15 protein-coding genes are annotated in these 14,205 nt (G+C 32.0%); 14 read left to right on the forward strand and 1 reads right to left on the reverse strand.

Annotated features, from left to right (window positions below; all coding sequences use genetic code 11):
* The first annotated feature begins 367 nt into the window (after positions 1-367).
* From QW060_RS00610 to QW060_RS00675, 14 genes are all read left to right on the forward strand, one after another.
* The gene (locus QW060_RS00610) at positions 368-1,039 is read left to right on the forward strand and encodes a hypothetical protein (RefSeq protein WP_290361793.1); all 672 of its coding nucleotides are present in this window, start codon (positions 368-370) and stop codon (positions 1,037-1,039) included.
* Between the two features lie 174 nt (positions 1,040-1,213).
* The gene (locus QW060_RS00615) at positions 1,214-2,218 is read left to right on the forward strand and encodes a hypothetical protein (protein ID WP_290361794.1); all 1,005 of its coding nucleotides are present in this window, start codon (positions 1,214-1,216) and stop codon (positions 2,216-2,218) included.
* A 246-nt stretch (positions 2,219-2,464) separates the two neighbouring features.
* Complete coding sequence (locus tag QW060_RS00620; protein ID WP_290361795.1) at positions 2,465-3,031, forward strand: hypothetical protein; 567 nt, start codon at positions 2,465-2,467, stop codon at positions 3,029-3,031.
* Between the two features lie 210 nt (positions 3,032-3,241).
* Complete coding sequence (locus tag QW060_RS00625; protein ID WP_290361796.1) at positions 3,242-4,033, forward strand: serine hydrolase domain-containing protein; 792 nt, start codon at positions 3,242-3,244, stop codon at positions 4,031-4,033.
* Between the two features lie 65 nt (positions 4,034-4,098).
* Positions 4,099-4,275 carry a hypothetical protein gene (locus QW060_RS00630; protein ID WP_290361797.1) on the forward strand — a complete coding sequence of 59 codons (177 nt, stop codon included), beginning with the start codon at positions 4,099-4,101 and terminating at the stop codon, positions 4,273-4,275.
* A gap of 541 nt (positions 4,276-4,816) precedes the next feature.
* On the forward strand, positions 4,817-5,707 hold the full coding sequence (locus tag QW060_RS00635; protein ID WP_290361798.1) for a hypothetical protein: 891 nt from the start codon (positions 4,817-4,819) through the stop codon (positions 5,705-5,707).
* Between the two features lie 231 nt (positions 5,708-5,938).
* Positions 5,939-6,919: a DUF2971 domain-containing protein gene (locus QW060_RS00640; protein WP_290361799.1), complete on the forward strand. Its 981-nt coding sequence runs from the start codon at positions 5,939-5,941 to the stop codon at positions 6,917-6,919.
* 206 nt (positions 6,920-7,125) lie between these two features.
* Positions 7,126-7,605: a hypothetical protein gene (locus QW060_RS00645; protein WP_290361800.1), complete on the forward strand. Its 480-nt coding sequence runs from the start codon at positions 7,126-7,128 to the stop codon at positions 7,603-7,605.
* Between the two features lie 680 nt (positions 7,606-8,285).
* On the forward strand, positions 8,286-8,918 hold the full coding sequence (locus tag QW060_RS00650; protein ID WP_290361801.1) for a hypothetical protein: 633 nt from the start codon (positions 8,286-8,288) through the stop codon (positions 8,916-8,918).
* 91 nt (positions 8,919-9,009) lie between these two features.
* Positions 9,010-9,351 (forward strand): WG repeat-containing protein, encoded by a 342-nt coding sequence (locus QW060_RS00655; protein ID WP_290361802.1) that lies wholly within the window; start codon positions 9,010-9,012, stop codon positions 9,349-9,351.
* 100 nt (positions 9,352-9,451) lie between these two features.
* Complete coding sequence (locus QW060_RS00660) at positions 9,452-10,507, forward strand: linear amide C-N hydrolase (RefSeq protein WP_397385489.1); 1,056 nt, start codon at positions 9,452-9,454, stop codon at positions 10,505-10,507.
* Positions 10,508-10,660: 153 nt separating this feature from the next.
* On the forward strand, positions 10,661-11,182 hold the full coding sequence (locus QW060_RS00665) for a DinB family protein (protein ID WP_290361803.1): 522 nt from the start codon (positions 10,661-10,663) through the stop codon (positions 11,180-11,182).
* A 120-nt stretch (positions 11,183-11,302) separates the two neighbouring features.
* Positions 11,303-11,932, forward strand: a complete 630-nt coding sequence (locus tag QW060_RS00670; protein ID WP_290361804.1) for a hypothetical protein — start codon at positions 11,303-11,305, stop codon at positions 11,930-11,932.
* Between the two features lie 12 nt (positions 11,933-11,944).
* Positions 11,945-12,415 carry a YdeI/OmpD-associated family protein gene (locus QW060_RS00675; protein ID WP_290361805.1) on the forward strand — a complete coding sequence of 157 codons (471 nt, stop codon included), beginning with the start codon at positions 11,945-11,947 and terminating at the stop codon, positions 12,413-12,415.
* Between the two features lie 196 nt (positions 12,416-12,611).
* Here QW060_RS00675 and QW060_RS00680 read toward each other — a convergent pair whose 3' ends face one another.
* A complete protein-coding gene (locus tag QW060_RS00680; protein WP_290361806.1) occupies positions 12,612-14,204 on the reverse strand; it encodes an MDR family MFS transporter in 1,593 nt (530 codons plus the stop codon).
* Between the last annotated feature and the right edge of the window lies 1 nt (position 14,205).

A 14,205-nucleotide genomic window follows, 5' to 3' on the forward strand; every position in this document is an offset into this window, starting at 1 on the left:
AAATGGAAAATCGCAACTGTATATAACAGTTGTAAAGAACCTTTAGAACAAAGGTTTGATGATATGTCTACTTAGTATAGAATGTGGTAAAGATAGTAATTTAAAACAGAAAGACTACAGCTAATATCGTATTGGCGAAATATGTGTGTAGCCTTCATTTAATCTGTCTTAAAACAGGGCAGTTTACAAAAAAAGTAGAAGGTTACACATTAACTATATATAAATTATCAGATTAATAAAGATTTATATTACAGTTATTTGATAACTATTGAAATCGTTATAAATTCAATGATTATAAAATTTAAAAATAAAGGGCTTAAGTTAGAGTATAATAGATATCAACTTCAGCTAACATAATCTTATTCAAATGGAAGAAAACTTAGATATATTTAATTCTGTAAAATCTAAAGCTCTAAACGATTTAGCGCCTGAAATTTTAGAAATAAGTTTAGATGCTGTTTTAAATAATGAAACACTAAAGAGTATACCAATTGTAGGACTTGCATTTAAAGGTTTTAGTTTATATCAGAATATCTCAGAAGCTTTTTTTATAAAAAAGCTTTTGACATTTCTTTTCAAGTTAAATGAGATTCCATATAAAACACGGATTGAATTTGTTAATAAATTAGAATCTGAAAGCGAAACAAAAAAAGCAGGAGAAAAACTTCTTATGACACTTAACAGATTAGATGACATCGACAAATCCGCCATGATTGGAAATCTTTTCAGGCATACACTTTCAGGTTCGATTTCATATGAAGATTTTGGTCAACTTTCCCATATGATAGACAATAGTTATGTAAATGATTTAAGGAAATTGAAAGTGGATGTGAGATATACTCGATTGGATGATTCAACATTATCAAGATTATTTAAAAACGGTTTTTTTGATCAAAAAATTTCTGATGTGAAGAAGCAATTGGAATTACAACGGAAAATCCAGTTTGACCAAAATATAATGGAATTATTCAGCCGAAATTCATATATATGTCAAATCGATTTGCTGAAATATTTGCAAAATATGCGTTTGATTCAGTGAATCAAATAAAATAGCAACTAACACTATAATTAGTTTGAAGCAAAACTGAAATGATTTGTAGCTATAAAACTTTATGAAAAATATTTATCTTTAACAGAAAAATAATCAGTTCCGAAGTTCGTAACCTCGCCAAGTTGTAATCCTTTAGATACAAGGCAAAAAGAAATCTGTGCTATGAAATTAATATTTTCTATTTTAAGTTTTTTTATATACTTAAATTTATATTCTCAAAATGGTTTAGATGATGGAGATTTGTTCATTCTTCAAACTGGAATAAACAAAATATCTGTAAATAAATTCGAAAACGAAATTATAAAAGAAATAAAAACAATTTCTATAAACAAAAATTCAATATTCTCAACAGACCAAAAAAATATAGTTGTTATTCTAAATCCTTCCAAAAAGAGCATTTTATTGTATAATATTGAAACTTCAAAAAAGAATAGAATATCAATTCCTTACGATATAAAGCCGAAGTCATTACTTATTGATGATGATAATATTTTTATTGGGGGTGAGATGGAAAATGAAATGCTCGTTCAGTATAATTTAAAAACACAAAAATGGTTTAGTTTAGAGATACCGGATGAAATTAAATTCCGAGGTAAATCTATAGATGATATTGTTATAAACGAGAATTATTTAATTGCAATTGACAATATTGTTGTACCGAAATATATTCTATACTATCAATTGAAATGTGAAGGTAAACTTGTATTTTCTCACCAAAAGGAGTTGAAATTTAATAGTAGTTATGAAAGTACGCATCTGGCTCGTATATGGAATAATTATTTAGGTTTATATTCAACAACTTTAAATTGGGGAAACTATAGTGAACATATTACTATTTACAAAGGCTTGGATTTAAAAGAGAGCTTTGCAATTTCATCGGATTATAATGTTAAAGGTAATATTAAAGATATTCTTCTGATAAATAATAAACTATATGTTGCAAATAAAAATAAAGGTCTTGGCGTTTTAGTTATTCAAGATTCCTTATTTAATATTAAAGATAACTACGAATGGGATGAATCTAATCCTCAAATCGATGAAAGTTTAATTATATATGAACCATACCCTAATGAAGAAATAATTAAATTGACAAAAATTCCAAAGCAAGATAAATTTGTAATTACTCTTAAAGATAAAAAAGGTACTTTTCGAAGTAAAATAAAATGATAATTAACCAACGGGTACATCTGATTGGCGAAATGGCGGGTTAAGGCTAAAATTGAAGTTTCGGCTTTCTATTCCGTAAAAGCCAATTATATTGACTTTTTTCTTAAATTTATTCAATTAATTGGTGTTTGCTAACTGTGTCACTAAATTGAAACTTTTCGCTTCAATTTTACTACGTCAGTTCATTACGCTCATGTCCGTCACTATCCCAAAGTCGCGGATCGTTGTAAGCAATTTTTGAAAAAAATGGAATTAAAAAATAATAATTTATTTATAAAACAAAACCTTCAACTGAAAGTTTCGAGCTTAAAAATTGTAAGGAATTCTATCTTTGACTCCTCAGAATTTGAGGTTTCATATGAGAACATATCAAATAAGATTAAAACAGAAACTACAATAAATAACAATTTACTTTTTTTGTCTGTGTTTTCTTTAATAATAGGTTTAGGTTTAATTTTTTTAGAATGGGATTATAGTACTTTTATAAAGCCTATAATTATATCTATAATATTTTTTTTTATTGCTTTAAAATCTAAAAAACGTATAATAACAATTCAAACATTTGAAGAAAATAATATTGAATTATATTTTACAAATAACAATAAAAATGAAGTAAAAGAATTTGCAAATAACATCATTGAGTCTTCAAATAAATTTTTGTTAGAAAAGTATGGTAAAATTGACAAAAACTTACCAAAAGAACCGCAGTTAGATAATTTATATTTTTTAAGAAATAGAGAAGTAATTTCAAATATAGAATTTGAAGAATTAAAAAATCAACTATATGGTGTTCGTACAGTAGGTTTTAATTAAAACTGCTTATAACATCGTATTTGTTTTAAGGCTAGTAAAGGTTTCTCTCAATGTTTGTTTCCTTTTTTTCGTTCTCGCAATTTTCATTTTTTATTAATAAATTTAAAAAATAAAAATGTGTTGCTCAGTTTTGGTGAATATTTGAAGTTTAAATTGTCTTATTTCTCTACTTCGCTAAGCTGCGGTACGTTATCTTTCATACCATAAATTATGACCCATAAAAAAGGATTGTTTTCCATTTTCATACTCCTAATATTTTTTACCAATCTTGTCTCTGCGCAGACCAATCTTGCCAATAAAATTGATTCCTTGATGAGAGAGTCAAATGAAAATGGAATGTATAATGGAAATGTCCTTGTCTCAAAAAATAATGCAATAATTTATAATGCCTCTTTTGGGTATACAGACGCAAGTAAGACAACCAACCTGACAAATGATTTCAAATTCAATATCGGATCTATTGCAAAGGAATTCAGTGCTATTGCTTTGTTGCAATTACAAGAAAAAGGAAAGCTTAAACTGAACGACAACATTTCCAAATTTTTTCCTGAATTACCAAAATGGGCAAATGATGTAACTGTAAAAGATTTGCTGCAATATACAAGTGGAATTCCTGATATCAATTGGAAAAAAATTAAAAGCAATAAGGATATTTTTGAAGATTTAAAATTAATAGATAGCCTTGATTTTAAACCCGGAACACAATATGATTACAATAACAACAATTTTTTCTTAAGGCTCTCTATTATAGAAAAAATTACCGGTGAGAATTACAAAGACTATGTAGATAAATACCTTTTTGAGCCTTACAAAATTAGTTCAGCTGAAATTACTCCGATTGAAAAGGATAAAAACATTACAAAAGGATTTAATAATAAATTAGTGGATGACAAACCCGACTTTTTGGTTGGTGGAGTTGTTATTACGACAACTGATTTGCTCAAATTTTTGAATCAACTTCATTCCTATACAATAATAAGCCAAAAATCATATACGAGTTAAGTCAACATTTTCAGGAAGATTCGCAATCTGCTTTGGGTGAAACGAGATGGACAAACAAACAATTAATGGAACACAGGCACGATGGGAGAGGAGGAAATTATGAGGCCATTATCATTTCAGACCTGGAGAATAATTTTGACATCATACTTTTAGGCAATAATTATCAAGGCAGGATTTTTGAAATTTCTGATGCTATTATAGCAATATTGAAAAATCAGACCGATACTTTGCCACAACAATAAAGCGATTGCAACTAAAGTTGAGCATCTGATTCGCGCCCAAAGAGAGGAGCAACAATAAAAAGTAGAGTAATGCAGGTTTTTTTAGTATGGAATCTTGCTAAGTTGGCTGGTTTTTGAGTTTTGGTTTTTATTGGTATTTGCTACTTATCAATCTATCGGTTTGAATCGGTAGGGTTATCGTAAGTTATAGTTCGTTAGATGTAATTTGTTTTTCTTTATACTTTGTTGTATAGAAGAAAAACAAATATCAGATTATCTATTTACTTATCAATAAAAGCTCGTTCTAGGGGCTCTTGTAATTTATAAATGGATTCACGGTTAGTTTCGCTATCCAAAACGATAACATTTTGGTTTATTACTAATTATTTATCTGTTTGCAAAAATAATTTTATGGTGTCTGATTTAGTTTGTTAAAAAAGTATATATTTGTAGTTAAAATTATGAAATACGCCTATAGATGTGGTTTTGCGAAACATTTAGTGTTTTGTTTCGTAAAAAATAATGTTATAGGCAATTGTAAAAAAACTTCACCAAATCAATTATGGAATCTAAACAAAACAAAGAAGATAAAAATACCATGAGTTCCCAAAATAAAGAACTTGTAACTAAACTTTGGATAATATTTAAATTTATTTGTGGTTGTTTTATTTTGGTTTTACTTTCATATAAGATTTTCACAAATGATATTTCGATTGCAATTGGCAATATTGATTATACAATACTATTATCTTTTTTGTTAGCTTTTTTTTCAATAGTGTTATCTATGATGTTCTATTTTAAATCAAATGATAGTAGTAACCAATTCTATGATAACACTTATAAATTTACAAAAGATATTTCAACAATACTTGGCCGAATAGAAGCTGGATTTGGAGAAAAACTTCAAAATTTAGATAAAGGATATGAAGGACTACTTAATAAGATAGATAAATCACCAACTGTAGCAAAAGACATTGAAGAAACCAAAACTGATAAAAAAGAAGTTGAACAAACCTTGCATTCAGAAATAAAGGAACGTAATAAAATTATACAGGATTTACTTGAAAAATCTCAACTGGAAAATCAAGAAAAAGAAGATATTAAGAAATCTCTTTTCATGAAAGAAAGTACAATTTTAAAACTAGAGAGAGAATTAAGAATACTTCAATCAAAACTAGAAAGACAGAAGAATGATGTGTTGTCTGAAAGTATTCCAGATAGATTGACAAGTTTTCTGAAGAGATATATAATGCGATTAGCTATTGACTTAGAACAATTTAATAGAGAGCAAGCTCAAGAAATAATAGACAGTTTTTTACCTACTAATGAGAAGGATAAGATTGGTACACCCTTATACCAAGACTTACTAGAATATACTTTAATACGAGAAAATGGTAAATTAACTAATAAAGGATATTCTATTATTAGAAATTTAGTTCGAGAAAATAAATAAAAATAACAACAGCCTATAACATGTGTTTTGCAAAATTGCGGGTTTGAGGCGGAACTAAAGTTTTAGGATAAATTCCGCAAAAGGCAATTAATTGAATATTTTGTTTAAATTTATCCAATTAGTTGCCTTTTGCTTAAGTTGGTTTTTAATTTAAAGTTTTGTCTTTGAATTCTGCAACTTGCGCAAATTACAGGCACGTTAGCAGAAATTTTGTAAAACTCTCGTAAATAAATGAAATTGGAATATTTTTATAAATACTATACTATAAATCAAAACCTATTTAGTTCATTAATTAATAACGAATTATATTTTACAAACCCAAGAAATTTTAATGATCCTTTTGACAGTTATCCAAGATTTAATTTATCATCAGATGTTTCAAAAGTTATAGAATTCTATAATTATCTAAAAATAAAAGTTCAAGAATTTTCTTCTTTAATAAATTTAAATAATGAAAATAAAGAGAAACTTGAAGAATTTAAAAATGTACTAAAAACACTCAGTGAGTTAAATTTATTTTCTGAAGATTTGTATTCAAATGAAATTGAAAACTTTAATGATAAAATAATTGAATTATATGCATTCTATTCAGATGATAAAATATTACAGAAATTATTAAATGCTAACATTGAATTTCTACAAGTTAAAATGTATTATGATTACATTTTTCTTTTAATAGATTATCAAAAAACTGGAATATCTTGTGGTTCATTAACTCCAAGTTGTCCACTAATGTGGGGGCATTATGCAAATAATCATAAAGGAATGTGTATAAAATACGAATTCGAAAATCTTAGTTTTGATAACAGCTTTATACCTGAAATTTTAAATGTCAATTATTCAGATAAACCTATTGAAATTTTTAATTATTCACATACAGAACTTGATGAATTAAGATTTACAATTTTATCAAATAAGTATTCTAAATGGAAGTATGAAAATGAAATTCGATTAATTAAAAAAGGACAAGGTTTAGTTAAAATAAATCGAAAATCGATAAAAGAAGTGATTTTTGGATGTAAATCTACTCCCAAAGACAGATATACAATCCTTAAATTATTCGCATCACTAGGGTATAAAATTGAAAGTCTTAAAATTGCTAAAGTACGACCAGATAAATATGAATTATCAATTCAAGAAATGAAAATGAATGATATTGCTAACAGTGGTGTACATCTTGAAGAACTAAACATTAACAAAAACTTCCGCTAACATCAGTTTGGCAAAATAGCGAGTTAAGGCAAGCTATAAACTTTGTTTCTTTTTTTGTCGCAGCGGTCTTTTATATTTCCTTTTTTCATAAATTTAGAAAATAATAAAAGGCTGTTGCCTATCTTAGTGCAAGATTGAAAGTTTAGATTTTCTATTCCGTCACTATGAGACCTGTTACCAGAAATACTATCAAAAACAGATCAAATATGGAATTCAAAAAAAAATGGGTTATAGTTTTATTGTTGATTATTGGTTTTATTTTTGGATTTTATTTTAAAAGTCTAATAATCGATAGGAGTAAAAACAACCCGATTTCTAAATCAAAATCAAACACTAAAGAAAATAGAATTTTTGATCAGAATATTAATGAAATTGATTTTTCAGAAAAACTACATGGGAAATTCATTCTAGAAGGAGCTGATTATGCAGGATTTGAATTTATTGATTCTAAAACAATTTCATGGACAAATGAAATGTTTCCAATGGATCCAGATACAATGAGATTGAAATGGATTGATAAAAATACTTTTGTTGCAACGTTGACAAAAAATATTGATAAAAAGTGTCCACCTCGAGATTGGATTAGAAAAGTCGTATCTTATGATGGAAGCAAACTTGTTCTAAAAAATATTTGGACAGGTTGGGAAGATTCAGCAGATGATGATGAAATATTTGACAAAGAATAATTACTTCTGCTAACATCGGTAACTGTTGCGCAACTCTAAGTTTGATATTAAAACATAGAAACTATTATATTATTCTTATCGGTAGAGCGATGCTATAAATCTTGCAAAATAAGTTGACAACGTAACCCTATTGGTTACTATTATATATAAAAAAGGCGTACTATTCGGTCGCTAACGAATATCTGATACATTGAACCCTTGTAAACAAAGAGGTTACAGTCCTTGGTTCGAGCCCAAGAGGGAAAGCAACAATAAAGCCCTGCAATACTGCAGGGCTTTTATATGCAATTGAATTTTGGTTTTATTTAAGTATTAAAATATATCTATTTTTTGTTATAAGTATCGTTTTAACAATTTTTTGTGTACATAATACTAATAAATGAAAACTTTGAAGCGATTTTGTCTCTTCCGTGTGTTTTTTTTACTATCTTTACTGAAAATAGATTGATAAAAATAGTAGTTTACTATAACTTCATACATCTGTCTGTTTAATCTACCAAATAATTCATCAACTCAATTACAGAACTTTTGTAAAATAATAAAACCGATTACAGCGGTATACCTGTATTTTTTAAATTATTAATTGCAACTATTAAAATTGTAAAAAACACTTTAACATGGGAAAAATTAAAAACTCAAAAAGCTTAAATGTGAGAATTCTATTATTAACATTTCTATCTATGGTATTACAAGGCTGTAGTATGACTGATAATATGTCTGAATCATCTGATGAAAAATTTAATACTTCAAAGTCAACTTTCTCTGAAAATGATAAAGATAGTTTTCAGATATTCTATGGTGACACCGTTTACACATATAGTGACGGTTTCTATAGAAAGGAAATAGATAGTAAATTTATATATGAATTTAAATTTTCGAATTTTGAATTTGATATGGTAGAAGAAAAAAAAGGAAATTACTTAATAATAAATAAACTTAATCCTACGGAAAGATTTAGGGTATTAGATCTTATTGATCATAAAAATGGGTACATAACCTTCAATATAGAAACTAAGGACAATTATTATAGAAATTTTGTTTATAAAAATGTAGCTGATAAAGAAATCAATTCAAATTTGGGAGATAAAGTGATAAAATGGGAATTGCCTACGATGTTCATTCTTGCTAAAACCATTGAAGTTGTGTCAGAAATTGTATTAAATGATAAACCTTCTAGGTTAAGTGATTCAGCTTTAAAAGCATGTCAAGCTGCAATGAAATCATTACGATGTCCACGTGGAAAAACTCCATATATGGAATATCGCGGAGGAAGCTGGTTTAATAGCGAGGACTGTAATGTTGGATGTAGATAGTAATATTTAACTGTAATATTTAAAAAATATTACAGTTAATACTTTAATCAGAAGCTAATATTTACTATCTTTTTTTTTCTAATTTCAAGATATGCAATCAAAAATTCTATTATTATTGCTGTTAGTGCTTCCGATGTGGTCTTTTGCACAATCACAATATAAAAAGGTATATGCCTATGATGTCTATCAAAAAGACTGGGCTATGGTTAAAAACGGAAGTGGCGGCTATGGCTTTATCGATCGCAGCGGCAAAGAAGTAGTACCTTCTGTGTACCGTAAGATTGAGAAATTCGGCGTTTATCACAAAGATCAGGCACTCGTAAGAAATATAAGCGGCGGCTATGGCTTTATTGACCGAAGCGGAAAAGAAGTGGTTCCGGCGATTTATGAGCTCAAAGAAATTAAAGCCCGGTTTAAAAAATTGGAGGAATAAATGAGTTGTTACACATACATTCCTTTTGTTGCTAAGGCGTATTTGGTTATCTTTATAATACTGTTTTGATAGAAACAGTAAACCATAAAAACAAAAGACCATGGAAAAAATGTACGCAAAACTTTTAGGAGGGGCACTCTCTCTGTTTTTTATTTTTGGCAGCACCAAAGCAGATGCCTGCACACGGGTTGTTTATAAAGGCCCTCAAAATACCGTAGTTACTGCGCGTTCAATGGATTGGAAAGATGAAATCGCTGCCAATCTATGGGTATTTCCGAGAGGAATGCAACGCGAGGGTAATGTAGGTCCTAATTCTGTAAAGTGGACTTCTCTTTATGGCAGTGTTATTGCCAGTGCATGGGACATAGCCACCGCTGATGGAATGAATGAAAAAGGGTTAGTAGCCAATGTGTTGTGGCTCGTAGAGAGTCAATATCCTTCTTACAATCCGAAAGGAACTGAAAAAGGACTGGCGATTTCTGCCTGGGCTCAATATGTACTCGATAATTTTGCCACCGTAAAAGAAGCAGTAGAAGTATTGAGAAAAGAAGAATTTGTTGTGGTTTCTGATTATATACCAGGAACTACAAAATTTACAACCTTACACTTATCCCTTTCCGATGCTTCAGGTGACAATGCCATTTTTGAATACATCAACGGTAAATTAGTCATTCATCATGATCCGTCGTATACCGTAATGACCAATTCCCCAATTTTTGAAGATCAGCTTGCCATAAATAAATACTGGCAGGGTATTCCGGGTACTATCATGTTGCCGGGTACCAACAGAGCAGCTGACCGGTTTGTGAGAGCGTCTTATTATATCAATGCCATTCCGCAGACGGCTGATACACGAGCTGTGATTGCAAGTGTTTTTAGCGTGATCCGTAACTGTTCCGTACCGTTCGGAATTTCGTCTCATGAAGAGCCGAATATCTCTTCTACGCGATGGAGATCAGTTTCAGATCATAAAAATCTGGTATATTATTTTGAAACGGTACAAACGCCAAATGTTTTTTGGGTAGATCTTAAAAAAATAGATTTTAGTAAAAAAGGAATGGTAAAGAAATTGAACCTGAGTAAAAATGAAACGTATGCAGGGGAAACATCAAAAGCTTTTGTAAAAGCAGCTCCGTTTGCTTTTATGGGGATTTAATAAAGAACAGATATAATGATTTACGGCTGTAAATCAATTCTATAAGGGCTGAAGATTTTTATTTTCAGCCCTTTTTTATATATTTATACAGCAACAGAGGATTATTAAGTGTTTACGAAAAAAGTCTTTTGCGATAACAAAATCAGAAAAATTATGAAGCAACAGCAACTCATTGAACAATTTTATGCCACACACCGGCTTTTTTTAGAGTATGTAAACTCACTTTCTCCGGAGGCTTTTATGCATACAAAATCAGGTAAATGGAATGCAGGTCAGCAGCTCAGCCATATATATCTGTGTCTGCAACCCATCGCAAAAGCACTGGTTTCTAAAGATTTTCTCAGAGAAAAATTCGGTACGCTCAACCGTCCTTTGATGGATGAAGCTCATGTGATCACCAGGTATAAAGAAGCTCTTGCAAACGGAGGCAAAGCCCCGGAACGTTTTGTACCCGGAGCGTTTAATAGCGAGGAACGCGACAAAGCGACTGCCGAAACGGAACAGTTGCTCACCGGGATTGGTCAATTGTTACAGGATTATACAGAAGAAGAACTGGATACGTTGGTAATGCCGCATCCTTTGCTGGGACCTCTGAGCATTCGCGAAATGATGTATCTCATGACCTATCACGCTACCCATCATCAGTTACAGACAGAAGCTAATCTTAAGAGTTAGTCTGGTGGGGTAAAGGTTGTATAAAGAATTATTTTTTGAAAAAATATTGGGAAACAGTTGACATACTGCTGTCATCTGTGACGGATAATTTTGCGGTATTACTAATTAAACAGATAAAGAATGCTGCGTAAATCATATGATTCAACCTATGGAATGGAAATGATCCATTTCAGAAAAAAAGAAACCGTAACCCATGATGAACTGCTGAAAGGCGTTTTGAAATTTGAAACAGAACTGGAAAAAATGGAAGGAGTAGTTTTTCACTGCCTTGTCCGGAATTATTCAGGCGTATATGCCCATGTATTGTTTGTGCAGCAAGAAAAAGATCTTGAAGCAGTACAGCAACTTTTAAACAAATCAGACGAACAGTCTTCTTTATTCTATTTGACTGACGAGCTGAGTGTGCAAAGACAATTCCATAAGATCCATAAAACGGATTTTAAAGTTCCCGATTTTTTCTCTTGTATGGAATGCGGTACTTTTTCCTTAAAGCCGCATAAAGAATGGAGCCAGTTAGTAGAGATTTCTGACTATCTGGAAAAGGAATACCTCTATCGTTTTGAAAATACACAGGCTCATTTGTTAGGAACTCTTGCTGAAGGACGCGGTTCAGAAATTACTTTTGGAACAACACTGGGGCAGACAAAAAATATTTGCATGGGATATTTCGATACGTATTGGGGAAGGGAATTGTTGGGAATGATGGATGAAAAAGACCTGCAACTGGATTTTTGGTATCTCATCGCTTAATAACTAACGCAAATGCATCAGAAACCACTAACAGATAAGCAATACTTGCTTGAAAAATTTGCCGGTAAAGGCGGGTGGACATTTGTGCGGATTCCCGAAATTGCTCCGGATCGGAACCGTGCTTTCGGATGGGTGAGAGTCAGCGGCCATATTGATGATTTTGAAATCAGCGGTTATCATTTACAGCCTATGGGCAATGGAAGTCTTTTTTTGCCCGTAAAGGCAGAAATCCGAAAAAAAATTCGAAAGACAGCCGGTGATTCGGTTCATGTTATTTTATATGCTGATGTACTGCCGGATCAGATAACAGAGGAACTGCAATTATGTTTTAAAGAAGAGCCCGGAGTTTATGAAGCTTTTATGCGCTGTACATCTGAAAAACAACAGCGTATCATCCGATGGATTTATTCGGCTCATGAAGATGGTGAAAAAGCGGAAAGAATCGTCAAAAGTATGAACGATCTGCTGTATCAAAAACGTTGATCTTTCTTTAGGATTCAGTAGAGAAAATGATAAAAACAAACAGCGGTATCTTTTTACAGATACCGCTGTTCTTAATCCCTTTTTATTGCAGGAGCCAATGGATCACATTTACTGTAAATTTACTTCTGCAATTATTTTAATCAAGAAAGGAATCCCGTCTCAAAGAGATTCCTTTTTTTTATTTTTTGACTGTACACTAATGTATACTCGACGGGTCTACTTTGGTTTTTCCCTGTTTGATCATTAATACAAAGGGTACACAGAGTAAAAACATAACACCGAGGTATAAGAATACATCCATATAGGAAAGTACAGTTGCCTGTTTGGTTACTGAAAAGTCAAGTAACTGGTAGGCTTTTGCCAATGCTTCATTGGGACTGAATCCTTTTCCTATAAAGTTTGCCTGCAACTGAGTGATGCGCTGCTGTACTTCAAAGCTCGTGTCGTTGAGGTGTGAAACCAAATCTACACGGTGGTGTTGCGAATCTCTTGCTATGAAGGTAGTAATGAGCGCAATACCAAATGAACCTCCAAGTTGGCGCATCATCCCTGTAAATGATGCTCCTTCACCAATGGCTTTCCCTTTGAGGGTAGAAAGCGATAAGGTCATTACAGGAACAAACAGTAATCCGAGACCTACACCCCGCAATATCAAAGGCCAGAACATATGTTCGGAACCTGTGTCATTGGTAAGTTGCCCATACATGATGAAACAGAAGCCAAAGAAAATGGACAAGCCCAGAGCGACCATATATTTCTGGGGAACACCGGATTGAATCATTTTACCGATAAACGGCATCATCAGTCCCGTCATTATGGAACTCGGAATGAGCAACATTCCCGCATCGGTAGCAGGCCATCCCAAGATGGATTGTGTATACAGCGGTATGATGAATGTGGAACCGAAAAGACCAAATCCCAGAATAAAACTCATAATGGTTCCGATCTGCAGATTTTTATCTTTGAGCACCCGTAAGTTGACTATGGGATTGTCACAGACAAGTTCTCTCCATATAAAGAGGAAAAAGCCGAAAAAAGAAACAATTGAAAGGGTTACAATGGTAGAATTGGCAAACCAGTCATCCTGCTGTCCGTGTTCGAGTACATATTGTAAAGAACCAATAAACATGATGAGAAAGAGCATGCCCCACCAATCGACTTCTTTTGCTGACTTTTTACCTCCGCCGTCATATTTAGGGCTGCGTACAAAGGATAGGGTAAGCAAGGTAGCAATAACACCTAAAGGTACGTTGATATAAAATATATAAGGCCATGAAAAATGGTCAATAATATACCCTCCTAAAGGCGGTCCGAGTGTCGGTCCTACAATTACCCCCATTCCGTAAATCGCCTGAGCCATACTTCGCTTGGCAGGCGGGTAACTTTCTGTAATGATGGTCTGAGCTGTTACCAGCAATGCTCCGCCACCCATACCCTGAATGAATCGGAAAAAAACAAGTTCCCAGATATTGGTAGCATTCCCACACAAAAATGAGGCAACGGTAAAGATGATAATCGATGCCGCAAAATAATTTCTGCGGCCAAATTGCTGTGAAAGCCAACTGGTCATCGGAATAACAATCACATTGGCAATGGCGTAGGCTGTAATAACCCATGCCACATCCGTCAAGGTAGCACCCAACGACCCTTTCATATCGTTGAGGGCTACGTTTACTATAGTGGTATCGACAATTTCCAGTAGAGCACAGAGAACGGCTGTAATGGTGATCACTACCCGCCGGAAGCCGTACTCTACCAGACTGTCTGGTTGATGTATCGCAGCTTCCATA

The organism is Paenimyroides ceti (assembly GCF_030409925.1).